Annotated in this window: 23 protein-coding genes; 8 read left to right on the top strand and 15 right to left on the bottom strand. The window is 69.4% G+C overall.

The features are described 5' to 3' along the window. Window positions 1–55: 55 nt before the first annotated feature. The 6 genes from AVW09_RS09775 to sufB form a co-directional block, all read right to left on the bottom strand. Complete coding sequence (locus AVW09_RS09775) at window positions 56–1,213, bottom strand: MalY/PatB family protein (RefSeq protein WP_063257925.1); 1,158 nt, start codon at window positions 1,211–1,213, stop codon at window positions 56–58. 101 nt (window positions 1,214–1,314) lie between these two features. Further along, on the bottom strand, window positions 1,315–1,644 hold the full coding sequence (locus AVW09_RS09770) for a metal-sulfur cluster assembly factor (protein ID WP_063257897.1): 330 nt from the start codon (window positions 1,642–1,644) through the stop codon (window positions 1,315–1,317). Window positions 1,645–1,653: 9 nt separating this feature from the next. Continuing rightward, on the bottom strand, window positions 1,654–2,424 hold the full coding sequence (sufC, locus tag AVW09_RS09765; protein WP_063257896.1) for a Fe-S cluster assembly ATPase SufC: 771 nt from the start codon (window positions 2,422–2,424) through the stop codon (window positions 1,654–1,656). 20 nt (window positions 2,425–2,444) lie between these two features. Further along, window positions 2,445–2,771, bottom strand: a complete 327-nt coding sequence (locus AVW09_RS09760) for a non-heme iron oxygenase ferredoxin subunit (RefSeq protein WP_063257895.1) — start codon at window positions 2,769–2,771, stop codon at window positions 2,445–2,447. Then, window positions 2,768–3,961, bottom strand: coding sequence for a Fe-S cluster assembly protein SufD (gene sufD / locus AVW09_RS09755; protein WP_063257894.1), 1,194 nt, complete (start codon window positions 3,959–3,961; stop codon window positions 2,768–2,770). Before sufD ends, AVW09_RS09760 begins: the two co-directional genes overlap by 4 nt. 34 nt (window positions 3,962–3,995) lie before the next feature. Further along, window positions 3,996–5,414, bottom strand: a complete 1,419-nt coding sequence (gene sufB / locus AVW09_RS09750; protein WP_063257893.1) for a Fe-S cluster assembly protein SufB — start codon at window positions 5,412–5,414, stop codon at window positions 3,996–3,998. Window positions 5,415–5,668: 254 nt separating this feature from the next. Here sufB and AVW09_RS09745 point away from each other — a divergent pair, with 254 nt between their 5' ends. Both AVW09_RS09745 and AVW09_RS17945 read left to right on the top strand, forming a co-directional pair. Beyond that, window positions 5,669–6,637 carry a COX15/CtaA family protein gene (locus AVW09_RS09745; protein ID WP_082822911.1) on the top strand — a complete coding sequence of 323 codons (969 nt, stop codon included), beginning with the start codon at window positions 5,669–5,671 and terminating at the stop codon, window positions 6,635–6,637. 112 nt (window positions 6,638–6,749) lie between these two features. After that, window positions 6,750–7,241, top strand: a complete 492-nt coding sequence (locus AVW09_RS17945) for a dinucleotide-utilizing enzyme (RefSeq protein ID WP_197462605.1) — start codon at window positions 6,750–6,752, stop codon at window positions 7,239–7,241. 71 nt (window positions 7,242–7,312) lie between these two features. On the opposite strand, the gene AVW09_RS09735 is transcribed toward AVW09_RS17945, so the two are convergent. Continuing rightward, a complete protein-coding gene (locus AVW09_RS09735; RefSeq protein ID WP_063257892.1) occupies window positions 7,313–8,239 on the bottom strand; it encodes a heme o synthase in 927 nt (308 codons plus the stop codon). Window positions 8,240–8,469: 230 nt separating this feature from the next. On the opposite strand from AVW09_RS09735, the gene tkt reads away from it, so the two are divergent. The 6 genes from tkt to pgl are packed head-to-tail and all read left to right on the top strand — an operon-like array spanning window position 8,470 to window position 16,616. Further along, entirely contained in the window at window positions 8,470–10,566 is a 2,097-nt protein-coding gene (gene tkt / locus AVW09_RS09730; RefSeq protein ID WP_063257923.1) for a transketolase, read from the top strand. Window positions 10,567–10,585: 19 nt separating this feature from the next. Further along, window positions 10,586–11,707 carry a transaldolase gene (gene tal / locus AVW09_RS09725; RefSeq protein WP_063257891.1) on the top strand — a complete coding sequence of 374 codons (1,122 nt, stop codon included), beginning with the start codon at window positions 10,586–10,588 and terminating at the stop codon, window positions 11,705–11,707. Next, entirely contained in the window at window positions 11,704–13,329 is a 1,626-nt protein-coding gene (locus AVW09_RS09720; RefSeq protein ID WP_063257890.1) for a glucose-6-phosphate isomerase, read from the top strand. The genes tal and AVW09_RS09720 overlap by 4 nt, the downstream gene beginning before the upstream one ends. 4 nt (window positions 13,330–13,333) lie before the next feature. Further along, on the top strand, window positions 13,334–14,884 hold the full coding sequence (zwf, locus tag AVW09_RS09715) for a glucose-6-phosphate dehydrogenase (protein ID WP_063257889.1): 1,551 nt from the start codon (window positions 13,334–13,336) through the stop codon (window positions 14,882–14,884). Then, window positions 14,881–15,828, top strand: coding sequence for a glucose-6-phosphate dehydrogenase assembly protein OpcA (locus AVW09_RS09710; protein WP_063257888.1), 948 nt, complete (start codon window positions 14,881–14,883; stop codon window positions 15,826–15,828). The genes zwf and AVW09_RS09710 overlap by 4 nt, the downstream gene beginning before the upstream one ends. Beyond that, window positions 15,825–16,616 (top strand): 6-phosphogluconolactonase, encoded by a 792-nt coding sequence (gene pgl, locus AVW09_RS09705; protein ID WP_063257887.1) that lies wholly within the window; start codon window positions 15,825–15,827, stop codon window positions 16,614–16,616. Before AVW09_RS09710 ends, pgl begins: the two co-directional genes overlap by 4 nt. Window positions 16,617–16,676: 60 nt before the next feature. On the opposite strand, the gene AVW09_RS09700 is transcribed toward pgl, so the two are convergent. From AVW09_RS09700 to rapZ, 8 genes are all read right to left on the bottom strand, one after another. After that, window positions 16,677–17,030 carry an RNA polymerase-binding protein RbpA gene (locus tag AVW09_RS09700; protein WP_063257886.1) on the bottom strand — a complete coding sequence of 118 codons (354 nt, stop codon included), beginning with the start codon at window positions 17,028–17,030 and terminating at the stop codon, window positions 16,677–16,679. A 1-nt stretch (window position 17,031) separates the two neighbouring features. After that, complete coding sequence (gene secG / locus AVW09_RS09695) at window positions 17,032–17,280, bottom strand: preprotein translocase subunit SecG (protein ID WP_063257885.1); 249 nt, start codon at window positions 17,278–17,280, stop codon at window positions 17,032–17,034. Window positions 17,281–17,392: 112 nt separating this feature from the next. After that, window positions 17,393–18,181, bottom strand: a complete 789-nt coding sequence (gene tpiA / locus AVW09_RS09690) for a triose-phosphate isomerase (protein ID WP_063257884.1) — start codon at window positions 18,179–18,181, stop codon at window positions 17,393–17,395. Continuing rightward, entirely contained in the window at window positions 18,172–19,386 is a 1,215-nt protein-coding gene (locus AVW09_RS09685; RefSeq protein WP_063257883.1) for a phosphoglycerate kinase, read from the bottom strand. The genes tpiA and AVW09_RS09685 overlap by 10 nt, the downstream gene beginning before the upstream one ends. 6 nt (window positions 19,387–19,392) lie before the next feature. Continuing rightward, a complete protein-coding gene (gene gap / locus AVW09_RS09680; RefSeq protein WP_063257882.1) occupies window positions 19,393–20,403 on the bottom strand; it encodes a type I glyceraldehyde-3-phosphate dehydrogenase in 1,011 nt (336 codons plus the stop codon). A 104-nt stretch (window positions 20,404–20,507) separates the two neighbouring features. Then, on the bottom strand, window positions 20,508–21,134 hold the full coding sequence (locus AVW09_RS09675; RefSeq protein ID WP_063257881.1) for a superoxide dismutase: 627 nt from the start codon (window positions 21,132–21,134) through the stop codon (window positions 20,508–20,510). Window positions 21,135–21,339: 205 nt separating this feature from the next. Continuing rightward, complete coding sequence (gene whiA / locus AVW09_RS09670) at window positions 21,340–22,317, bottom strand: DNA-binding protein WhiA (protein WP_063257880.1); 978 nt, start codon at window positions 22,315–22,317, stop codon at window positions 21,340–21,342. An 83-nt stretch (window positions 22,318–22,400) separates the two neighbouring features. Beyond that, a complete protein-coding gene (gene rapZ / locus AVW09_RS09665) occupies window positions 22,401–23,279 on the bottom strand; it encodes an RNase adapter RapZ (protein ID WP_063257879.1) in 879 nt (292 codons plus the stop codon). Window positions 23,280–23,300: the final 21 nt, after the last annotated feature.

The following is a 23,300-nucleotide window of genomic DNA, read 5'->3' as shown; positions in this document are numbered from 1 at the left end:
TCCTTACCTATCCTCTAGATGCCACGCCGAGACGGCCGGAAAGGCCGCCGCCGAACTACTCGACGAGCGCCCCGATGCGGCGGATCGCCTCCCGCAGCACGTCGGGGTCGCAGCCCACGTTGATGCGGACGTGTCCCACGCCCTCCTCCCCGAACAGCGGCCCGTGGTGCAGCGCGACCTTGGCCTCGCGCCGGACGTACGGCGCGGGGTTGTCTCCCCACCCGTACGCGGAGACATCCACCCACGCGAGGAACCCCGCCTCGGGCACGCGATAGCGCGCGAGCGGAAGGTGTTCGGCGAGGAGCTCGGCCAGCAGCCGACGGTTGTCGTCCAGGGCGACCAGGAGCTGCTCGAGCCACGCGTCGCTCTCGGCCGCGAACGCGGCGCGGTTGGCGATAACCCCGAACAGGCCTGCGCGCCACTCGACCTCCCACGGCAGCGCCCGCACGACCGCGGCGTTCTCATCCGACCCCGTGACGATCACGGCGCACTTCAACCCCGCGAGGTTGTACGTCTTGCTCGCGCTCGTGACCGCGTAGCCCACCTCGGCGGCCTCGGGAGCGGCATTCAGGAAGGGGGTGAACACGGTCGGCGCGAAGGTGAGCGGCGCGTGGATCTCGTCACTCACGACAGCCGCGCCGTACCGAGCCGCGAGCCGCGCCAGCTCGGCGAGCGACTCCCGCGTGTGCACGGTGCCCGTGGGGTTGTGCGGGTTGCAGAGCAAAACGGCCTTCGCTCCGGATGCCAGCGCCCCGGCGATCCCCTCGAGATCGAGCTCCCACCGCTCCCCCGTGTCCCGCAGGGGTACCCGCTCGACGACGGCGCCCGCTTCCTCGACGGTGTCGTAGAACGGCGGGTACACGGGAGGCGTGACGACGACCCGGTCGCCCGGCGAGGTCACCGCGCGCAGGACCTCGACGACGCCCATCATCACGTCGCCGGTCCACCGGATCCGCGCGGGATCGGGACGCCACCCCCACCGGCGCTCGGCGAAGTCCGCGAAGTCGAGGTCGATCCCGGGACGCGGCGGGGTGTACCCGGTGTCCCCGATCTCCACCGCGCGGGCGAGGGCCGCGGTGATCGCGGGCGCGAGCGGGAAATCCGTCTCGGCGACGAACATCGGGATCACGTCGTCCCCGTACGATCTCCACTTCGTGCTCGAACGCTGACGGAGCAGCTCGAGCGGCAGGGCCTTCAACGGGGGGACACTCACCTTCACGAGCCTAATGAGAGGCTCGGATGCCGACGAACCCGCGCGTCAGAGACGGAAACACGAACGCCCACCCCGACGAAGGGGTGGGCGTTCGCAGAAGTTCAGATCGCGAAGCCGAGGGCGCGCATCATGTCGCGGCCGTCGTCGGTGATCCGTTCGGGATCCCACGGCGGCATCCACACCCAGTTGATGCGGAAGCGGTCCACGACGTTGTCGAGGGCCTGAGCTGTCTGCTCCTCGAGCACGTCGGTCAGCGGGCAGCCGGCCGACGTGAGGGTCATGTGGATGACGAGCGCGTCGTTCTCGTCGTCCCACGCGAGGTCGTAGATCAGGCCCAGGTCGACGACGTTGATCCCCAGTTCGGGGTCCATGACGTCTTTGAGCGCCTCGGTGACCTCGTCGTACTTCTCGGGAGCGAGTGTTGCGGTCATGTAACGATCTTACGCGTCGACCGGGGCACCGGCCTCGAGGAAACGGTCGTAACCCTCTTCCTCGAGTCGGTCGGCGAGTTCGGGGCCGCCCTCTTCCACGATCCGGCCCTTCACGACGACGTGCACGAAGTCGGGGCGGATGTAGCGCAGGATGCGGGTGTAGTGGGTGATGAGGAGCACGCCCAGGTCGGTGTTCTCCTTCGCGCGGTTCACGCCCTCCGAGACGATCTTCAGCGCGTCGACGTCGAGGCCGGAGTCGGTCTCGTCGAGCACGGCGATCTTCGGCTTGAGCAGTTCGAGCTGGAGGATCTCGTGACGCTTCTTCTCGCCGCCCGAGAAACCCTCGTTGACGTTGCGCTGGGCGAACTTGGCATCCATCCGCAGGTTCTCCATGGCGCCCTTGACGTCCTTGGTCCAGGTACGGATCGCCGGCGCCTCACCGTCGATCGCCGTCTTGGCGGTGCGGAGGAAGTTCGTCACGGTGACGCCCGGGATCTCGACCGGGTACTGCATCGCGAGGAAGAGGCCGGCGCGCGCACGCTCGTCGACGCTCATCTCGAGGACGTCCTCACCGTCGAGGGTGATGGAGCCGCTCGTCACGGTGTACTTGGGGTGACCGGCGATCGTGTACGCCAGGGTCGACTTGCCGGAGCCGTTGGGGCCCATGATGGCGTGGGTCTCGCCGGTGCGCAGCGTCAGCGTCACACCGTTGAGGATCGGGGTCGTGCCGGCATCCGTCTCGACCGTCACGTGGAGGTCGCGGATCTCGAGGACAGACATGGGGTTCCTTACTCGGTAGTTCAGAGAGATTTCGTGACGGCGGGATCGATGAGCACGTCGTCTCCGTCGATCACGACCTCGTACACGGGGACCGGCTCGTACGCCGGCAGGTTCAGGGGACGGCCGGTCTTCAGCGAGAACGCCGATCCGTGCGCCCAGCACTCCAGCGTCTCGCCCTCGACGAAACCGTCGGAGAGCGAGATGTCGCCGTGTGTGCAGACGTCGCCGATCGCGTGGACGTCGCCGTTGCCGTCGAGCACGACGGCGATCGCGACGCCGTCGACCTCGACGCGGCGAGCCTCGTCCTGCACGAGCTCGCTGAGCCCGCACACGCGGGACGCGCTCACGCCGCGGCTCCTTCGGCCAGCTCGCGCTCGATCGCCTCGGTCAGCTCGGTCTCGAGCTCCGGGATGCCGATGCGCTGGACGATCTCGCTGAGGAACCCGAGCACGACAAGGCGCCGCGCCTCGTCCTCGGCGATGCCGCGGGCCTGCAGGTAGAACAGCTGCTCGTCGTCGAAACGCCCCGTGGCGCTGGCGTGACCTGCGCCCTGGATGTCGCCGGTCTCGATCTCGAGGTTCGGGATCGAGTCCGCGCGCGCGCCGTCGGTGAGGACCAGGTTCCGGTTCGCCTCGTACGAGTCGGTGCCAGTGGCATCCGGTCCGATGAGGACGTCGCCGATCCAGACGCTGCGCGCGCTCATGCCCTGCAGAGCACCCTTGTAGAGAACGTCGCCGACGGTGTGCGGACCCTTGTGGTGCAGGTACACCTGCGACTCGAGGTGCTGGCCGGCATCGGCGAAGGACAGGCCGTACAGGCGCCCCTCGGCGCCGGCACCCGCGAGCTCGACGGAAGGGTTCACGCGGACGACGCCGCCGCCGAAGCTCACCACGACGTGCGTGAGCTTGGCGTCGCGGTCCACGCGCGCCTGGTGCGAGGAGGCGTGCACGGCGTCGTCGTCCCAGCGCTGCACCGACACCACGGTCAGCTCGGCGCCGTCGCGGACGAGGATCTCGACGTTCTGCGCGTGCTGCACGCTCCCCTCGTGCCGCAGCACCACGGTGCCGCGGGAGTTCGGCTGCGCCTCGATCACGACGTGGGCGTGCGCGAGGCCGCCCGTGCCGGTCAGCCGCACGACGATCGGCTCGTCGAGCTCGACGTTCGCCGGGATGCGCAGCAGCGGAGCCTCGGGCTCGTGCGTCCACGCCAGGGCCGCGGGCAGATCCTCGGGCCGGAAGTGCTCACCGCGCGGCGCGTCGCCGACGGCGAGGCGCAGCTGCTCCACGGCGTCGGGCGCTGTGACCTCGACGCGCATGATGCCCTCGGGGCCCGCCTCGTCGACGAACAGCGGCGCGAGCCGGTCGACCGGGCTCAGCTTCCAGTTGACCTCGCGGCCGGTCGGGGTGCCGAAGTCGCTCGGGTCGAACGACGTCGGACGCTCCGACCGGGTCTGGACGGGAACGACGGATGCCACCAGAGCGGCAGGGTCGATATGACCCTCCGCCGCACCGGCGGGGGTCTGGGTCGCAGTCGTCATTTAGCCGACTCTCCGTTCGTCGCGAGAGCGATGATCATCCGACACTGCCTTCCATGCCCATCTCGATGAGCTTGTTCAGTTCGAGGGCGTACTCCATCGGCAGCTCGCGGGCGATCGGTTCGATGAAGCCGCGCACGATCATGGCCATGGCCTCGTCCTCGGGCAGGCCGCGGGACTGCAGGTAGAACAGCTGCTCCTCGCTGACCTTCGAGACGGTGGCCTCGTGACCGAGCTGCACGTCGTCGACGCGGATGTCGATCGCGGGGTAGGTGTCCGAGCGCGAGATCGTGTCGACCAGCAACGCGTCGCAGCGCACCGTGTTCGCGGAGTGGTGCGCGTTGGCATCCACACGCACTTCGCCGCGGTAACCGGCGCGACCGCCGCCGCGGGCGATCGACTTCGACACGATCGACGACTGCGTGTACGGCGCCATGTGGATCATCTTGGCGCCGGCGTCCTGGTGCTGACCGGGGCCCGCGAAAGCGACCGAGAGGGTCTCGCCCTTGGCGTGCTCGCCCATGAGGTAGATGGACGGGTACTTCATCGTCACCTTGGAGCCGATGTTGCCGTCGACCCACTCCATCGTCGCGCCCTCGTGGGCGACGGCGCGCTTGGTGACGAGGTTGTAGACGTTGTTCGACCAGTTCTGGATCGTCGTGTACCGCACGCGGGCGTTCTTCTTCACGATGATCTCGACGACGGCCGAGTGCAGCGAGTCGCTCTTGTAGATCGGGGCGGTGCAGCCCTCGATGTAGTGGACGTAGCTGTCCTCGTCCGCGATGATCAGGGTCCGCTCGAACTGGCCCATGTTCTCGGTGTTGATGCGGAAGTACGCCTGCAGCGGGATCTCGACGTGCACGCCCTTCGGGACGTACACGAACGACCCGCCCGACCACACGGCGGTGTTCAGCGCCGCGAACTTGTTGTCACCGGCGGGGATGACGGTGCCGAAGTACTCCTCGAAGAACTCCGGGTGCTCCTTGAGCGCCGTGTCGGTGTCCATGAAGATGACGCCCTGCTCCTCCAGGTCCTCGCGGATCTGGTGGTAGACGACCTCGGACTCGTACTGGGCGGCGACACCGGCGACCAGGCGCTGACGCTCGGCCTCGGGGATGCCGAGCTTCTCGTACGTGTTGCGGATCTCCTCCGGGAGCTCCTCCCACGACTGCGCCTGCTTCTCGGTCGAGCGCACGAAGTACTTGATGTTGTCGAAGTCGATCTCCGACAAGTCCGCACCCCACGTGGGCATGGGCTTGCGACCGAAGAGCTGATAGCCCTTGAGACGGGTCTTGAGCATCCATTCGGGCTCGGACTTCAGCGCGGAGATGCCGCGCACGACCTCTTCATTGATGCCTCGCTGGGCGACGGCCCCGGCGGCATCCGTGTCGTGCCAGCCGAATTCGTACACCCCCAGTCCCTCGAGTTCGGGACGGTCGATGAGCACGTCGGACATGGTGGTCACTCTCCTTCTCGGGCCACAACGGTGTCATCCGCCCCGACATTCCGGCAGCGACTCCGGTCGGAGTCACAGGAACGTCGCTGGTGGGCCCGCTCGAAGGCGCTGGCTGCGCGCCTAGACTGTCAGGGGTGCGGGACGCGTGAGCGCTGCACCCGAAGACCCTTTGATTCTACAGGCAAGACCCGCTCCCGGCACGGCGCAGACCCGCCGCCGCGACCCGAGCGCCCCGCCGCCAGGAGGCTGCGCGCATGTCCACCGCTTCGTCCCCCCGCGTCCTCGGACGCCTCGTCGGCTGGCTGCCGACGCACCCCGACCGGCGCGTGCGCGTGTTCGCATGGCTGTCGTTCGTGGCCGAGGTGCTCATCATCGGGACCGGCGGAGCTGTCCGGCTCACCGGTTCGGGACTCGGCTGCCCGACCTGGCCGCGCTGCACGCCGGACTCCCTGGTCAACACCCCCGAGATGGGGATCCACGGCATCATCGAGTTCGGCAACCGGACGCTCACGGGGCTCGTCGGCCTCCTCGCGCTCGCGGTCGTCGTGCTGATGTGGCGGATGCGGAAAGACCGCCGCGGCATGTTCGTGCTGGCCCTGATCGTGCTCGGCGGGATCGTCGCGCAGGCGGTTGTCGGCGGCATCACGGTGCTGACGGGCCTGAACCCCTTCATCGTCGGGTTCCACTACATCGCCTCGGTGGTCCTGGTCACCGTGTGCGCGGCGTTCCTCGTCCTCATGTACCTCCCCGCCGGCGCGCGCGAGCGCGTCGTCCCCGCGTGGTTCGCCGGTCTCGTGCACGCCACGACCGGTGTCCTGGCCCTCACGGTCGTGTTCGGCGTCCTGACGACGGGCGCGGGCCCGCACTCCGGAGACGCGGCGGCCGTGCAGCGCAACGGCTTCGACGCCGAGGTGCTCGAGCACGTCCACGCGTGGCCCGGCTACGCCCTTTTTGCGCTGACCCTCGTCATCGTCGCGCTCGCCTGGCGTCTGCGGCTTCCGGTGCGCCGCTGGGCCACGGCGCTCCTGGGGGTCGAGCTGGTGCAGATCGCCGTCGGCCTCTACCAGGCGCGCAACGGTCTGCCCGAACTCGCGGTCGGCGTGCACATGGTGCTCGCGGCCCTCGCCGCGGCGACCATGACGGTCGTGGTCCTGCGGCTGAAGGCTCCCGTCGCCACGGATTCCGTGGACCGGCGCGACGCCGTCGGAGCCGCGCAGCGCTGACCTTAGCGCGTTCATAGGGATTTCATCGAGCGCCCAGAGTCCCCGCACCGGTGAGTGCGAGACTCTGTTGCGACCCGTGCCGACCGTGCCCGGGAATCGAAGGAGTTTCTTCATGCAGACCCGCCCCCGCCTGGTGACCAGCATCCCGTTCTGGGTGCTCCTGGTGCTCTCCCTGGCCTCCGTGATCGGCGGACTCGTCATCGTCTTCCAGCAGATCGACGCGATGCAGGCCGTGCTCGACGACCCCAACGCGACGGTCGTCACCGTCTACGTCGCCCAGTCGTGGGCGATCGTCGGCGCCGTGCTCCTCGGCGCCGGTGCGCTCGGCATCCTGACGACCCTCGCGGTGGCCGCCGTGATCTCCACGCGTCCGCGCCCGGACGTTTCGGTCGAGACGATCGATTGGACCAGCGACGAAGAGAGCGCACCCTTCGCCGCCGCCCCCACCGTGGCGGCTGCGGCTACGACCGCGCCGGCCGCACCCCTCGTCCTCGAGGACGCGGACGTCGAGACCCCGTCCGACGCTCCGGCTCCCGCCGCGGCCGCCGCCGCGAGTCACGACGCGCCGAAGCTCGACACGGGCGACGACACCCCGCGCGCCTGATCAGCCCGCACGAACGCGAAACGCCCGCTCCCCTCGGGGGGGGGCGGGCGTTTCTCGTGGATTCCGGAAACTCAGAACGGCAGCAGCGGGTCGATCGCGATCGCGACGAACAGCAGCGTGAGGTACGTGATCGACGCGTGGAACACGCGCATCGGCCGCGGCTGCACGCCCTGCACGGCCCGCGAGTACAGGCGGTGCGACTCGTAGACGAACCAGCCGCCGAACACGAGCGCCGAGACGCTGTAGACGAGGCCCATGGATGCCACCGGGATGAGCAGCAGCGAGCACGCCACCGTGGCCCACGCGTACAGGATCACCTGGAGCCCGACCTGCGAGCCGCTGCGGGTGGCCCCGAGCATCGGGACGTCGACCTCTTCGTATTGGTCGGCGTACTTCATCGACAGCGGCCAGTAGTGCGGGGGCGTCCAGAGGAACACCAGCGCGAACAGGATGAACGGCGCCCAGGAGAGCGAGCCGGTCACGGCCGACCAGCCGATGAGCACCGGGAAGCAGCCGGCGATCCCGCCCCAGACGATGTTCTGCTCGGTGCGGCGCTTGAGGATCATCGTGTAGATCACGACGTAGAAGAAGATGGCCGCGGCCGACAGTCCGGCCGCCAGCGCGTTGGTGAACGCCCACAGCCACACGGTCGAGACGACGGCGAGCGTCCACGCGAACGTCAGGGCTCCGCGCGGCGACACCTCGCCGGTCACCAGCGGGCGGTTCTCGGTGCGCTGCATGTGGGCGTCGATGTCGCGGTCGAGGTACATGTTGAACGCGGCGGCGGAACCGGCGCTCAGCGAACCGCCGATGACGGTGGCGAAGATGAGCCAGATGTCGGGCAGTCCGCGTGCCGCCAGGATCATGACCGGAACGGTCGTGACCAGCAGCAGTTCCAGCACGCGCGGCTTGGTCAGAGCGACATAAGCGCGAACGGTGCGTCCGACGGAGCGGCGATCGGTCGTCGCAGTGACGTGCGACGTCGTCGAGATGTCCATCGTCCCCCGGGGTAGAGCGAGCGTATCCCCACGATTCTATGGCATCCCGTACACACCCCCGGCCGCCTGTCGACCCCCTCGGGAACAGTCCCGGGGCTTCGTACGTTCTCGCTATGCTGGCGATGAACGCGCGCCCCGCGCCGACCACCCCACCCCACTCCCGCCCCTACGGCGTCGAGTGCGGCGTCGGATCGTGACCCCGGGCGCAAAGTGACGAGAAAGGCACCGTGTTGTCGGACTTCGAATGGGACGAGATCGATCGGCGCGCGGTGGACACCGCACGCGTTCTGGCGGCGGATGCCGTCGAGAAGGTGGGGAACGGGCACCCCGGTACCGCGATGTCCCTCGCACCCGCGGCCTACCTGCTCTACCAGCGCGTCCTGCGCCACGACCCGGCCGACACGCACTGGCCCGGACGCGACCGCTTCATCCTCTCCGTGGGCCACTCCTCGCTCACGCAGTACGTACAGCTCTACCTCGGCGGTTTCGGCCTCGAGCTGAAGGACCTCGAGGCGCTGCGCACGTGGGGCTCGCTGACCCCGGGTCACCCCGAGTACGGCCACACCGACGGCGTCGAGATCACGACCGGCCCGCTCGGCCAGGGCCTGGCCTCGTCGGTCGGCTTCGCCTACGCCGCCCGCTACGAGCGCGGCCTGTTCGACCCCGAGTCGCCCGCAGGCGAGAGCCCCTTCGACCACTACGTCTACGTGATCGCCGGTGACGGCGACCTCCAGGAGGGCGTGACCAGCGAGGCCTCCTCGCTCGCCGGACACCAGGAGCTCGGCAACCTCATCGCGATCTACGACTCCAACCAGATCTCGATCGAGGACGACACGAACGTCGCCTTCACCGAGGACGTGCAGAAGCGCTACGAGTCCTACGGCTGGCACGTGCAGACCGTCGACTGGAAGAAGACGGGTCAGTACGTCGAGGACGTCGCCGAGCTGAACGCGGCGATCGAGGCCGCGAAGGGCGAGACGAGCAAGCCGTCGCTCATCATCCTCAAGACGATCATCGGCTGGCCCTCCCCCGGCAAGCAGAACTCCGGCAAGATCCACGGTTCGGCGCTCGGCGCCGACGAACTCAAGGCCACGAAGGAGGTGCTCGGCTTCGACCCCGAGCAGCACTTCGTCGTCGCCGACGACGTCCTCGCCCACACGCGCCAGCTCGTCGAGCGCGGCGCCGCCGCGAAGGCCGCCTGGCAGGAGAAGTTCGACGCGTGGGCCGCCGCCCACCCCGAGCGCAAGCAGCTGTGGGACCGCCTGCAGGCGCGCGAGCTCCCCGAGCACATCGCCGACGCGCTTCCCGCGTTCGAGGCCGGCAAGGACGTCTCGACGCGTGCGGCTTCGGGCACCGTCATCAACGCGCTGGCCGCCGAGCTCCCCGAGCTGTGGGGCGGTTCGGCCGACCTCGCCGAGTCCAACCTGACCACGATCAAGGATGCCAAGTCCTTCATCCCCACCTCGTGGTCGACGCACGAGTGGTCCGGCGACCCGTACGGCCGCGTGCTGCACTTCGGCATCCGCGAGCACGCCATGGGCGCGATCCTCAACGGCATCGTGTTGCACGGACCGACGCGTCCGTTCGGCGGCACGTTCCTCATCTTCAGCGACTACATGCGCCCGCCGGTGCGTCTGGCCGCGCTGATGAACATCCCGACGGTCTTCGTCTGGACGCACGACTCCGTCGCCCTCGGTGAGGACGGCCCGACGCACCAGCCGATCGAGCAGCTCGCCAGCCTCCGCGCCATCCCGAACTTCGCCCTCGTGCGTCCGGCGGATGCCAACGAGACCTCGGTCGTGTGGCTCGAGATCCTCCGTCGCACCGCCGGTCCCGCCGGTCTCGCGCTCACACGGCAGAACATCCCCGTGTTCGCGCGCGGAGAGGGCGAGGCATCCGGAGACGTCTTCGCCTCGGCCGCGAACGCGGTCAAGGGCGCGTACGTCCTCGCGGAGGCCCCGAACGGGAAGCCCGACGTGATCCTCATCGCCACGGGCTCCGAGGTACAGCTGGCCGTCCAGGCGCGCGAGACCCTCGCCGCCGACGGCATCAACGCCCGCGTGGTGTCGGCTCCGTCGCTGGAGTGGTTCGCCGAGCAGGACGAGGCGTACCGAGAGTCCGTGCTGCCGTCCTCGGTGAAGGCGCGCGTCTCCGTCGAGGCGGGTTCCGCGCTCACGTGGGCGGGAATCGTCGGCGACGCCGGCCGCTCGGTCGCCATCGACCACTTCGGCGCCTCCGCCGACTACAAGACCCTCTTCCAGAAGTTCGGCATCACCGCCGAGGCGGTCGTGTCGGCCGCCCACGAGTCGATCGCCGCCGCGAAGTAATCCCAGGAGAGAACAGACAATGAGCACTCCCACCGAACAGCTTTCCGCCGTCGGCGTCAGCATCTGGCTCGACGACCTGTCCCGTCAGCGCATCCAGTCCGGCAACCTCGCCGAGCTCATCGAGAAGCGCAACGTCTCCGGCGTCACCACGAACCCGACGATCTTCGCCGGCGCGCTCTCGAAGGGCGAGGCCTACGAGGGTCAGGTCCGCGAGCTCGCCGGCCACGGCGCGGGCGTCGACGAAGCCATCTTCTCGATCACCACCGACGACGTGCGCGACGCGTGCGACATCTTCCTCCCCGTGTTCGAGGAGACCGGCGGGGTCGACGGTCGCGTGTCGATCGAGGTCTCCCCCGACCTGGCGCACGACACCGAGGCGACCATCGCCCAGGCGAAGGACCTCTCGGCGCGCGTCGACCGCCCGAACGTCCTCATCAAGATCCCCGCGACGAAGGCGGGCCTCCCCGCCATCACCGAGGTCATCGGTGCGGGCATCTCGGTGAACGTCACGCTGATCTTCAGCCTCGAGCGCTACGCCGAGGTCATCGACGCGTACCTCGCCGGTGTCGAGAAGGCCCGCGAGGCCGGACACGACATCTCGACCCTGCAGTCGGTCGCGTCGTTCTTCGTCTCCCGCGTGGACACCGAGGTCGACAAGCGCCTCGCCGCGATCGGCACCGACGAAGCCGCTGCGCTGAAGGGCAAGGCGGGCCTCGCCAACGCGCGCCTCGCATACGAGCTCTTCGAGCAGAAGTTCGCCGAGGACCGCGCCACGGAGCTCCTCGCCGCCGGCGCGACCGTGCAGCGCCCGCTCTGGGCCTCGACCGGCGTCAAGGACCCCGCGCTCCCCGACACGCTGTACGTCACCGAGCTCGTCGCCCCCGGCACCGTGAACACGATGCCCGAGAAGACGCTCGAGGCCACGTTCGACCACGGCGTCATCACCGGCGACACCATCACCGGCGCATACGCCGAGGCGCACGAGGTCTTCGACCAGCTCGCCGCGGTCGGCGTCGACTTCGCCGACGTGACGCAGGTGCTCGAGGACGAGGGCGTGGAGAAGTTCATCGCCTCCTGGCACGAGCTGCAGGAGACGGTCGCCACCGCCCTCGAGGCCGGAAGCGCCCAGGCCGCGAAGTGACCTTCGCCGTCAGGGCCACCGGCCACGCCAAGGCGGTCGTCGACTCCGAGCTGCCCGGTCTGGTCGGCTCGCTGGTCGCGTCCGCTCTGACGGCGGGTGACCCCACGCTGTGGGGTCCCGCGGCCGAGGACGAGGCATCCCGACGACTCGGGTGGGTGCAGGCGGTCTCCGTCTCGCGCCCGCTCGTGCCGGAGATCACGGCCCTGCGCGACTCCCTCGTCGCGCAGGGCGTGACCCGGGTGGTCCTGGCGGGGATGGGCGGTTCGTCGCTCGCCCCCGAGGTGATCGCCCGGTCCGCTGGCGTTCCGCTCGTGATCCTCGATTCCACCGCGCCCGGGCAGGTGCTCGCCGCGATCGACGGCGACGCCGAGTCCGGCGGCCTGCGCGAGACCGTGCTCGTGGTCTCGAGCAAGTCGGGTTCGACGATCGAGACCGATTCCGCGAAGCGCGCCTTCGAGGCCGCGTTCCGCGATCTGGGCATCGACCCCGCCGAACGCATCGTCGTGGTGACGGACCCCGGCTCCCCGCTCGACGAGTCGGCCCGCGCCGACGGTTATCGCGTGTTCACCGCCGACCCCACCGTGGGCGGCCGGTATTCGGCCCTGACGGCCTTCGGGCTCGTCCCCGCCGGTCTCGCGGGCGTCGACATCGACGACCTCCTCGACGAAGCGGATGCCACCCTGCTCGAGATCGCGATCGACTCGCCCGAGAACCCGGCCCTCGTCCTGGCGGCCGCCATCGCCGGTGGCGGCGAGCTCCGCCGGGACAAGCTCGGCTTGGTCACCGACGGCAGCCACCTGCCCGGTCTGCCGGACTGGATCGAGCAGTTGATCGCCGAGTCCACGGGCAAGGAGGGCACCGGCATCCTGCCCGTCGTCCTGCTGCCCGTCTCCCCCGAACTCGAGGCGAAGCCGGCCGACCTTCAGGTCGTTCGGCTCGTCGACCACGCGGACGCGTTCCACCTGTTCGACCGTCACGAGGGCGAGATCCTGGTCAGCGGATCGCTCGGTGCGCAGTTCGTCGTGTGGGAGTACGCGACGGCGATCGCGGGCCGCCTCCTCGGGATCGACCCGTTCGACCAGCCCGACGTGGAGTCGGCGAAGGTCGCCGCGCGCGGTCTCCTCGACGCGCGCCCCGAGCCGACGGAGCCGGCTCTCGTGCTCGACGGCGTCGAGGTCCGCGTCTCCGATCCGGCGCTGGCTGCCGGGGGCACGATCGCGAGCGTGCTGGACGCGCTGTGGGCGGCCATCCCCGCGGACGGGTACGTCAGCATCCAGGCCTACGTCGACCGGGTCGACCTCCCCCAGCTCGCGGGACTCCGCGAGCTCGTGGCGGCGGATGCCGGTCGACCCACGACCTTCGGGTGGGGACCCCGGTTCCTTCACTCGACCGGTCAGTACCACAAGGGAGGACCCGCGAACGGCGTCTTCCTGCAGATCACCGAACGCACCGACGTCGACCTGGAAATACCCGGGCGCCCGTTCACGTTCGGGGAACTTATCCACGCACAGGCCGCGGGCGACGCGAGCGTGCTGGCGGACGGCCACGGCCGCCCCGTCGTCACTCTCACGCTCACCGACCCGCAGGTCGAGGTGCTCTCACTCTTCGAGGCGGCGCAGTAGAAGCATGGTCGTAGAGATCACACCCGGTCACAATCCCCTTCGCGATCCCGAGGATCGCCGACTCAATCGCATCGCCGGGCCCAGCGCCCTGGTGATCTTCGGCGTGACGGGCGACCTGTCACGCAAGAAGCTCATGCCGGCGGTGTACGACCTCGCCAACCGCGGCCTGCTCCCGCCCGGCTTCGCGCTCGTCGGCTTCGCCCGCCGCGACTGGGAGGACCAGGACTTCGCCAAGGTCGTCCACGAGTCGGTCAAGCAGTACGCGCGCACCGAGTTCCGCGAGGAGACGTGGCAGGAGCTGCTGGAAGGCATCCGCTTCGTCCAGGGCGAGTTCGACGACCCCGAGGCGTTCGCGCGCCTGCGGGAGACGGTCGACAAGCTCGACGTCGAGCGCGGCACCATGGGCAACCACGCGTACTACCTGTCGATCCCACCGAAGGCGTTCCCGCTGGTGACGACGCAGCTCAAGGCCTCGGGGCTCGTCGGCGAGACCGCCGACGACACCACCGGCTGGCGGCGCGTCGTCATCGAGAAGCCGTTCGGTCACGACCTCGCCTCGGCCCGCGAGCTGAACGAGGTCGTCGAGAGCGCGTTCCCGGCCGACTCGATCTTCCGCATCGACCACTACCTCGGTAAGGAGACGGTGCAGAACATCCTCGCTCTGCGCTTCGCGAACGAGCTGTACGAGCCGATCTGGAACCGCAACTACGTCGACCACGTGCAGATCACGATGGCCGAGGACATCGGCGTCGGCGGTCGCGCCGGCTACTACGACGGGATCGGCGCGGCACGCGACGTCATCCAGAACCACCTCCTCCAGCTGCTCGCGCTCACCGCGATGGAAGAGCCCATCAGCTTCAACGCCGCCGACCTGCGCGCCGAGAAGGAGAAGGTCCTCGCGGCGGTGCGCCTGCCCGAGAACCTCGCCGAGGCGACCGCGCGCGGTCAGTACGCCGGCGGGTGGCAGGGCGGTGAGAAGGTGCTCGGCTTCCTCGAGGAAGACGGCATGAACCCCGAGTCGGTCACCGAGACCTACGCCGCGGTGAAGCTCGAGATCAACACGCGCCGCTGGTCGGGCGTGCCGTTCTACGTGCGCAGCGGCAAGCGACTCGGACGCCGCGTCACCGAGGTGGCGGTGGTGTTCAAGCGCGCCCCGCAGCAGCTCTTCTCGCGCAGCCAGACGCAGGAGCTGGGACAGAACGCCCTGGTCATCCGCGTGCAGCCCGACGAGGGCGTGACGATCCGCTTCGGCTCGAAGGTCCCCGGCGACGGTACGCAGGTGCGCGACGTGACGATGGACTTCGGTTACGGCCACGCCTTCACCGAGGCGAGCCCCGAGGCCTACGAGCGACTCATCCTCGACGTCCTGCTCGGCGATCCGCCGCTCTTCCCCCGGCACGAGGAGGTCGAACTCAGCTGGAAGATCCTCGACCCGATCGAGGAGTTCTGGGCCGCCCAGGGCGGACCGCTCGAACAGTATTCTCCCGGGTCATGGGGGCCGGCATCCGCCGACGAACTCCTCGCCCGCGATGGCCGCACCTGGAGGCGTCCGTGATCATCGACCTGCCCGACACCACCGTCAGCGCGATCTCGAAGAAGCTCGTCAGCGTCCGCGAGGAGGGCGGCGCCGTCGCCCTCGGGCGCGTGCTCACCCTCATCATCGTGACGCACCACGGCGCTGAGGAAGAGGTCATCGAGGCCGCCAACGACGCGTCGCGCGAGCACCCGATGCGCGTCATCGCCGTCCTGTTCGGCGACGACGACGAGGAGCCCCGCCTCGACGCCGAGATCCGCGTCGGCGGCGACGCCGGCGCGAGCGAGGTCGTGGTGCTCCGCGCCCACGGCGCGGCCGCCTCGAACGCCGAGAGCCTCGTGACCGGCCTGCTCCTCCCCGACGCCCCCGTGGTGGCCTGGTGGCCCGCGGAGGCTCCCACCGACCCCTCACTGTCGGAGATCGGCCGCATCGCTCAGCGTCGCATCACCGACGCCAAGTCGCAGCCCGACCCCACCTCGTGGGTCGCGCACCTCGGCGAGCACTACGCCCCGGGCGACACCGACTTCGCGTGGACCCGCGTCACGCGCTGGCGCGAGCAGCTCGCGGCCGTGCTCGACCAGCCGCCGTACGAGCCGGTCACCTCGATCGAGGTCTCGGGTTCGAGCGACTCCCCGTCGACGGCGCTGCTCGCGGCCTGGCTCGGCCTCAAGCTCGAAGCGCCCGTGACCTACACCTACCTCCCGGAGGAGGAGTGGGCCGGCGGCATCAAGTCGGTGCGCCTCAGGCGCGCGAGCGGCGACACGCTGCTGGAGCGTCCGACTCCGGGCGTCGCGGTCCTCACGCAGCCCGGACAGCCGACGCACGAGCTCGACTTCCCGCGTCGCACCCTGCGCGAATGCCTCGCCGAGGAACTGCGGCGGCTCGATCCGGACGTGCTCTACGGACGCGTCCTGACGCAGTGCACCGAGCTGCTGCACACCCTCGACGACCAGAGCGCCCGATGACCGAGAACGGCTCGATCAAACAGGTCATCATCAAGAAGGATGCCGACACCCTCGCCGACTACGTCGCGACGCGGTTCGTCAATCGCATCGTGAAGCGCGTCGCCGAGGGCAAGCGCATGCACGTGTGCCTCACCGGCGGAACGATGGGTGGCGCCGTTCTGCGCTCGGCCGCGCGGGACCCGCGCATCGCCGAGATCGACTGGTCGCTGGTCCACTTCTGGTTCGGTGACGAGCGTTTCGTCCCGCGCGACTCGGACGACCGCAACGAGAAGCAGGCACGCGTCGCGTTCCTCGACGGACTGGACATCCCGGCCGAGAACATCCACGTGGCCGCGTCCACGGACGACGGCCTCGACCTGGATGCCGCGGCGATCGCCTACGCGGACGAGCTGGCGCAGTTCGCCCCCTCCGACCGCAGCGAGACGGGCCCGTGGCCGGCGTTCGACATCTGCTTCCTGGGCGTCGGACCCGACGCGCACATCGCCTCGCTGTTCCCCGACCGGCCCGAGATCTCGGTGACCGACCGGGCGACGGTGCCGGTGCGCGACTCCCCCAAGCCGCCGCCGGAGCGCATCTCGCTGACCCGCCCGGTCATCAACTCGTCGAAGCGCGTGTGGATGGTCATCGCGGGAGCCGACAAGGCCGCCGCCCTGGGCCTCGCCCTCGCGGGCGCGAGCTACCAGAGCGTCCCGGCCGCCGGGGCGAAGGGCCGTCGCCGCACCGCCTTCTTCGTCGACGTGGCCGCGGCCGACCAGGTTCCGCCGCAGCTGATCGACCGCGAGTACTGAGCACGCTGAAACGAGAAGAGACCGGATGCCATGGCATCCGGTCTCTTCTCGTTTCGAGGCTTACTGACCCCGGCGTTCGCGCAGCTGCTGGAGCGCGTCGTCGAGGAGCGACGCCGCTTCCTCGTCGGTGCGACGCTCCTTCACGTAGGCGAGGTGCGTCTTGTACGGCTCGGTCTTCGCGAGGGCCGGCGGGTTGTTCTTGTCGCGTCCGGCGGGAAGGCCGGAGTGCGGTGAGTCGATCGTCTCGGGGATCTCGTCGTCGGGGATGCCCGCCGCGAAGTACCGGACGGTCTCGTTGCCGAGCGCGTCCCAGTACGAGACCGCGACGCGATCGGCGTGGAAACCGTGATCCTGTTCACCCATCGGGCCCGCGCCGACGCGCGTGCCGCGGATGGCGTTGCCGCCAGTGGCCATGTCAGAGCTCCGCGAACTTGGTGAGGAGACCGAGACCGACAATGGTGATGAACCACACCAGCGCCAGCACGATCGTGAATCGGTTGAGGTTGCGTTCGGCCAGGCCCGACGAGCCCAGTGCCGAGCTCATGCCGCCGCCGAACATGTCGGACAGACCGCCACCGCGTCCTTTGTGGAGCAGGATGAGCAGGGTCAGCAGGAGGCTGGTCACGCCCAGGAGAACCTGCAGGACGAACTCGAGAATCTGCACTGTCGAAAGCCTTTCGCGGCGGTCGGAACCGACCGCACAAGCGTCAAGTATACGGGGAGCCGGAGCGGACACACGGATGCCCGCGGCACGGGGCCGCGGGCATCCGAGGAGGTCAGACTCCGACGTGCTTCTGGTAGCGGATGATGGCCGCGAACTCGTCGACGACGAGGCTCGCGCCACCCACCAGGGCACCGTCCACGTCGGGCTCGCGCATGAAGCCGGCGATGTTGCCCGACTTCACCGACCCGCCGTAGAGGATGCGCGTGCGCGCGGCCGCGTCGATACCGAGCTTGTCGACGACGACGGCCCGGAGCTTCGCCGCGACCTCCTGCGCCTGGTCGGGCGTCGCCGCCTGGCCCGAGCCGATGGCCCACACCGGCTCGTACGCCACGACGATGTCGGCATCGGATGCCACGCCCTCGAGCGCGACCTCGAGCTGCCCCACGGGCACGGCGCTGGCGCCGAACTTCTCGAGGTCTTCCGAGGTCTCGCCCACGCAGATCACGGGCACCAGACCGTGGCGGAGCGCCGCCTGGGTCTTGGACGCGATGATCTCGTCGGTTTCGTGGTGGAACTGCCGACGCTCGGAGTGCCCGATGATGACGTATTTCGCGTCGAGCTTCGCGAGGAACTGCCCCGAGATCTCGCCGGTGTACGCGCCCGAGTCGTGCGCCGACAGATCCTGCCCGCCGAGCGCGAACGCGATCTTGTCGGCGTCGAGGAGCGTCTGCACGGTGCGCAGGTCGGTGAACGGCGGGAAGACCGCCACCTCGACGCTGCCGTTCTCGTGCTTGGCTTCCTTGAGCGTCCAGTGCAGCTTCTGGACGAACGCGACCGCCTGAAGGTGGTCGAGGTTCATCTTCCAGTTGCCGGCGATGAGGGGGGTTCTGGTCACTGCCATCCGAGGACCTCCAGTCCGGGGAGCTTCTTGCCTTCGAGGAACTCCAGGCTGGCGCCGCCACCGGTGGAGATGTGACCGAACTGGTCGTCGGCGAAGCCGAGCTGACGCACGGCCGCGGCAGAGTCGCCGCCGCCGACGACGCTGAGACCGTCGACCTCGGTGAGCGCCTTCGCGACGGTCTTCGTGCCCGCGGCGAACGCGGCCATCTCGAACACGCCCATCGGGCCGTTCCAGAACACCGTGCGGGAGTCGCGGATCGCCTCGGCGAACAGGTCCGCCGTGCGGGGACCGATGTCGAGGCCCAGGCCCGATGCCCCGAACGGGGTGTCCTCGAGCGCCACGGCATCCGCCACCACGTGCTCGGCGTCGGCCGAGAACGATGCCGCGACGACGGCATCCACGGGGAGGACGATCTCGACGCCGCGCTCCTTCGCCGTGGCGAGGTAGCCCTTGACGGTGTCGATCTGGTCCTGCTCGAGCAGGCTCGAACCGACCTTGTTGCCCTCGGCCGCGAGGAACGTGAACATCATCCCGCCGCCGACGAGCAGCTTGTCGACGCGCGGCAGCAGGTGCTCGATGACACCCAGCTTGTCGCTGACCTTCGAACCGCCGAGCACGACCGTGTACGGGCGCTCGGGGTTCTCGGTCAGGCGGTCGAGGACCTCGAGCTCCTTCTGGATGAGCAGACCCGCCGCGGACGGCACGATCTGCGCGAGGTCGTAGACGCTGGCCTGCTTGCGGTGCACGACACCGAAGCCGTCCGAGACGAGCGCGTCGCCGAGTTCGGCGAGCTGACGCGCGAACGCCTGGCGCTCGGCCTCGTCCTTCGAGGTCTCCCCCGGGTTGAAGCGAAGGTTCTCGATGACGGCGACATCCCCGTCCCCGAGCGAGGCGACGGCCTCGCGCGCGGACTCGCCGACCGTGTCGCGCGCGAACGCGACCGGCTGGCCGAGAAGCTCGGACAGGCGCTGCGCGACCGGCTCGAGGGAGTACTTCGGGTCGGGCGACCCGTCGGGGCGCCCGAGGTGCGAGCAGACGACGACGCGGGCGCCGGCGTTGATCAGGGCGTTGAGGGTCGGCAGCGACGCGCGCACGCGGCCATCGTCCGTGATGACGCCGTCCTTGAGGGGGACGTTCAGGTCACAACGGACGATGACGCGCGTGCCGGCCAGCGACCCCAGCGATTCGAGGGTGCGCAGAGCCATGGAGGGTCAGAGACGCTCGGCGACGTACTCGGTCAGGTCGACGAGGCGGTTGGAGTAACCCCACTCGTTGTCGTACCAGGACGAGACCTTGACGAGGTTGCCGGACACGTTGGTCAGCTCGGCGTCGAAGATCGAGGAGTGCGGGTTGCCCTGGATGTCGCTCGAGACGATCGGGTCCTCGGTGTAGGCGAGGTAGCCCGCGAGACGGCCCTCGGCCGCGGCCTTCTTGTAGACCTCGTTGACCTGGTCGACCGTGAGGCCCTCGGTGGGCGTGACGATCGTGAGGTCGACGATCGAGCCGGTGGGGACCGGCACGCGGTACGACGAGCCGCTCAGCTTGCCGTTCAGCTCGGGCAGGACCAGGCCGATGGCCTTGGCGGCACCGGTCGAGGCGGGCACGATGTTGATCGCGGCACCACGCGCACGACGGAGGTCGCTGTGCGGGCCGTCCTGCAGGTTCTGGTCGGCCGTGTAGGCGTGAGCGGTCATCATGAAGCCGCGCTCGATGCCGAAGGCGTCGTTGAACACCTTCGCCAGCGGGGCGAGGCAGTTCGTGGTGCACGACGCGTTCGAGATGATGACGTCGGTCTCGGGGTTGTAGGTCTCTTCGTTCACGCCCATGACGATGGTCGCGTCGTCACCCGTGGCGGGCGCCGAGATGAGGACCTTCTTCGCGCCGCCAGCGACGTGCTTCTTGGCATCCTCGGCCTTGGTGAAACGGCCGGTCGACTCGATGACGATGTCGACGCCGAGCTCGCCCCAGGGGAGGTTGGCGGGGTCGCGCTCTTCGAAGACCTTGATGGTCTTGCCGCCCACGGTGATGGAGTCTTCGGTGTACGAGACCTCTTCGGCCAGAACGCCTCCGACGGAGTCGTACTTGAGGAGGTGGGCCAGGGTCTTGTTGTCGGTGAGGTCGTTCACCGCCACGATTTCCAGGTCTGCACCCTGCGCGAGAGCCGCGCGGAGGTAGTTGCGTCCGATTCGGCCGAAGCCGTTGATTCCGATCTTGACGGTCACGGAATATCTCCTGAATCAGTTGTGCGCGAGATGCGCGTGATTGCGGTGTTCGCTGGCGGACAACGGCGTCCCGACGGGGTGTCCCGTCGGGACGCCCACGCCGTTTACGACAGTACCAGCAGACCCGCGGTCTTCTCACGGGCGGCTGCGAAGCGCTCCTGCGCATCGGCCCAGTTGGCGATGTTCCAGAACGCCTTCACGTAGTCGGCACGGACGTTCTTGTAGTCGAGGTAGTACGCGTGCTCCCACACGTCGAGGAGGAGCAGCGGAACCGTGCCGGCCACGATCTGACCCTGCTGGTCGAAGAACTGCTGGATGACGAGGTTCTCACCGATCGAGTCCCAGAACAGACCCGCCCAGCCGGAGCCCTGAACGCCGAGCGCCGCCGCGGTGAACTGGCCGCGGAACGCGTCGAACGAACCGAACTGGTCGTCGATGGCGGCCTCGAGGTCACCGGTCGGCTTGTCGCCGCCGTTGGGCGAGAGGTTCGTCCAGAAGATCGAGTGGTTGGTGTGACCGCCCAGGTTGAACGCGAGGTCCTTCTGGAGGCGGTTGATGTTCGCGAAATCGCCCTTCTCGCGCGCCTCGGCGAGGAGGTCGAGCGTGGTGTTCGCGCCGTTGACGTACGTCTGGTGGTGCTTGCTGTGGTGCAGCTCCATGATGGTCGCGCTGATGTGCGGCTCCAGCGCGGCGTAGTCGTAGGGCAGTTCGGGCAGCGTGTACTTCGCCATGTTCTCTACTTCCGAATCGGCGCTGCACCGAAGCCTCGGCGCAGCGAGGGTGACGTGTTCATCCTACTGAGCAGCAACGCGGCGACGACGGGGTTGCTTCCCCGAATGACGCGGAGTATTCGCCCGGGCGCGTCGCCACCGGCCGCGGCGCGGAAACGGCGAACGGATGCCGGATCTCCGGCATCCGTTCGCGTGAGGGCGTGGGTCAGTCGTCGGCGCCGACGGGCACCGCGGCCTCGGTGCCGGGGATGCCCTCGGCCTCGGCCTTCTTGTCGGCCATCGCGAGCAGGCGACGGATGCGGCCGGCCACGGCGTCTTTGGTGAGGGGCGGGTCGGCGTGGTGCCCGAGCTCGTCGAGGCTCGCGTCACGGTGCGCCAGGCGCAGCTCGCCGGCCTGCTGCAGGTGCGCCGGCACCTCGTCGCCGAGGATCTCGAGCGCGCGCTCCACGCGCGCGCACGCCGCGACCGCGGCCTGGGCGGAGCGGCGGAGGTTCGCGTCGTCGAAGTTGACGAGACGGTTCACGCCGGCGCGCACCTCGCGGCGCTGACGCATCTGGTCCCACTCCCCCGCGGTGCGGCGGGCGCCCATCTCGAACAGGGCGCTGCGGATCGCCTCGCCGTCGCGCACGACGACACGGGGAACGCCGCGCACCTCGCGTGCCTTCGCCGGGATCCCGATGCGGTGGCCCGCACCCACGAGCGCCATGGCCGCCTCGGACGAAGGGCACGCGATCTCGAGGGCCGCGGAACGGCCCGGGTCGCTGAGCGAACCGCTGGCGAGGAACGCGCCGCGCCAGACGGCGCTCAGGTCGGGGCGCGATCCGGTGGTGAGCTTGTTGGGGAGGCCGCGCACGGGGCGGCGGCGCTGATCCAGCAGACCGGTCTGGCGTGCGAGCGTCTCGCCGGCCTCGATGACACGGACGGCGAACTGCCCGCCCGTGCGGCTGCCGGAGCCCTGCACGTGGTGCAGCTCGGGGCGCACGCCGTAGAGCTCCATGAGGTCGCGGGCCACCCGGCGGGCCAGGATGTCGGAGTCGAGCTCGGCCTCGACGGCCACGCGGTTCGCGATCGAGTGCAGACCGCCGGAGAAGCGGAGGATCGCCGTGAGCTCGGCGACACGCGCCGTCGGACGCGGGTCGCGTACGGTGATCAGCTCGGCCTTCACGTCGGCGGTCAGCGGCACGGTTCTCCTCGGTTCAGGACGATGGGGCAACGCGTCGAGCAGCGCGGGTGAGGCTGCCGAGGCGGCGGGGACGAGGGTACAGCCTACTCGCGGCCGAGGTCACGGTGAGTCATCCTGACCGCGACGCCGGGCAGCTCGCCGATGCGGGCGGCGAGCTCACGGACCATCACGACCGACCGGTGCTTGCCCCCGGTGCATCCGATCGCCACGACCGAATGCCGCTTGTTCTCGCGTTCGTAGCCCGCCAGCACGGGGCGCAGGACCGCGGAGTAGGCGTCGAGGAACTCCCGCGCGCCCTCCTGGGCGAGGACGTACTCGCGCACCGCCGGATCCTCGCCGGTGAGGGGCCGCAGTTCCTCGTTCCAGAACGGGTTCGGCAGGAACCGCATGTCGGCGACGAGGTCGACGTCGGTGGGCAGCCCGTACTTGAACCCGAAGCTCATGAGCGTCACGGTGTGCCGTGCCGCGCCCTCCTCGCCGAACAGCTCGACGGTGCGGAGCGACAGCTGGTGCACGTTGTACGCGGACGTGTCGATGACGACGTCGGCCGTCTCCCGGATGGGCGTCAGTCGCTCCCGCTCGCGCCGGATGCCGTCGAGGATCGTGCCGTCGCCCTGCAGCGGATGCGGTCGCCGCACGGCCTCGAACCGCCGCACGAGCACCGCGTCCGAGGCATCCAGGAACACCACGCGCACCTGACCGTCGGCCTGCAGCGCGCGCATCGCCTCGGGCAGGTCGCCGAAGAGCGAACGCCCGCGGACGTCGACGACGACGGCCACGCGCGGCACCGCCCCCGCGGCACGCTCGGTCAGATCGAGCAGCGGACGCAGCATTCGTGGCGGCAGGTTGTCGACGACGTACCAGTCGAGGTCCTCGAGGGCGTTGGCGACGGTGGAACGCCCCGCGCCCGACATTCCCGTGACGATGAGGATCTCGCCGGGCGTGTCCGGTCCCGCCTGCATGATGCGCCCTTTCGTCGGGTT

Source organism: Microbacterium sp. T32, assembly GCF_001619615.1.
Taxonomy (GTDB): Bacteria; Actinomycetota; Actinomycetes; order Actinomycetales; family Microbacteriaceae; genus Microbacterium.
The sequence above is the reverse complement of the archived record's forward strand: the minus strand, read 5'-3'. Positions and strand labels throughout refer to the sequence as shown.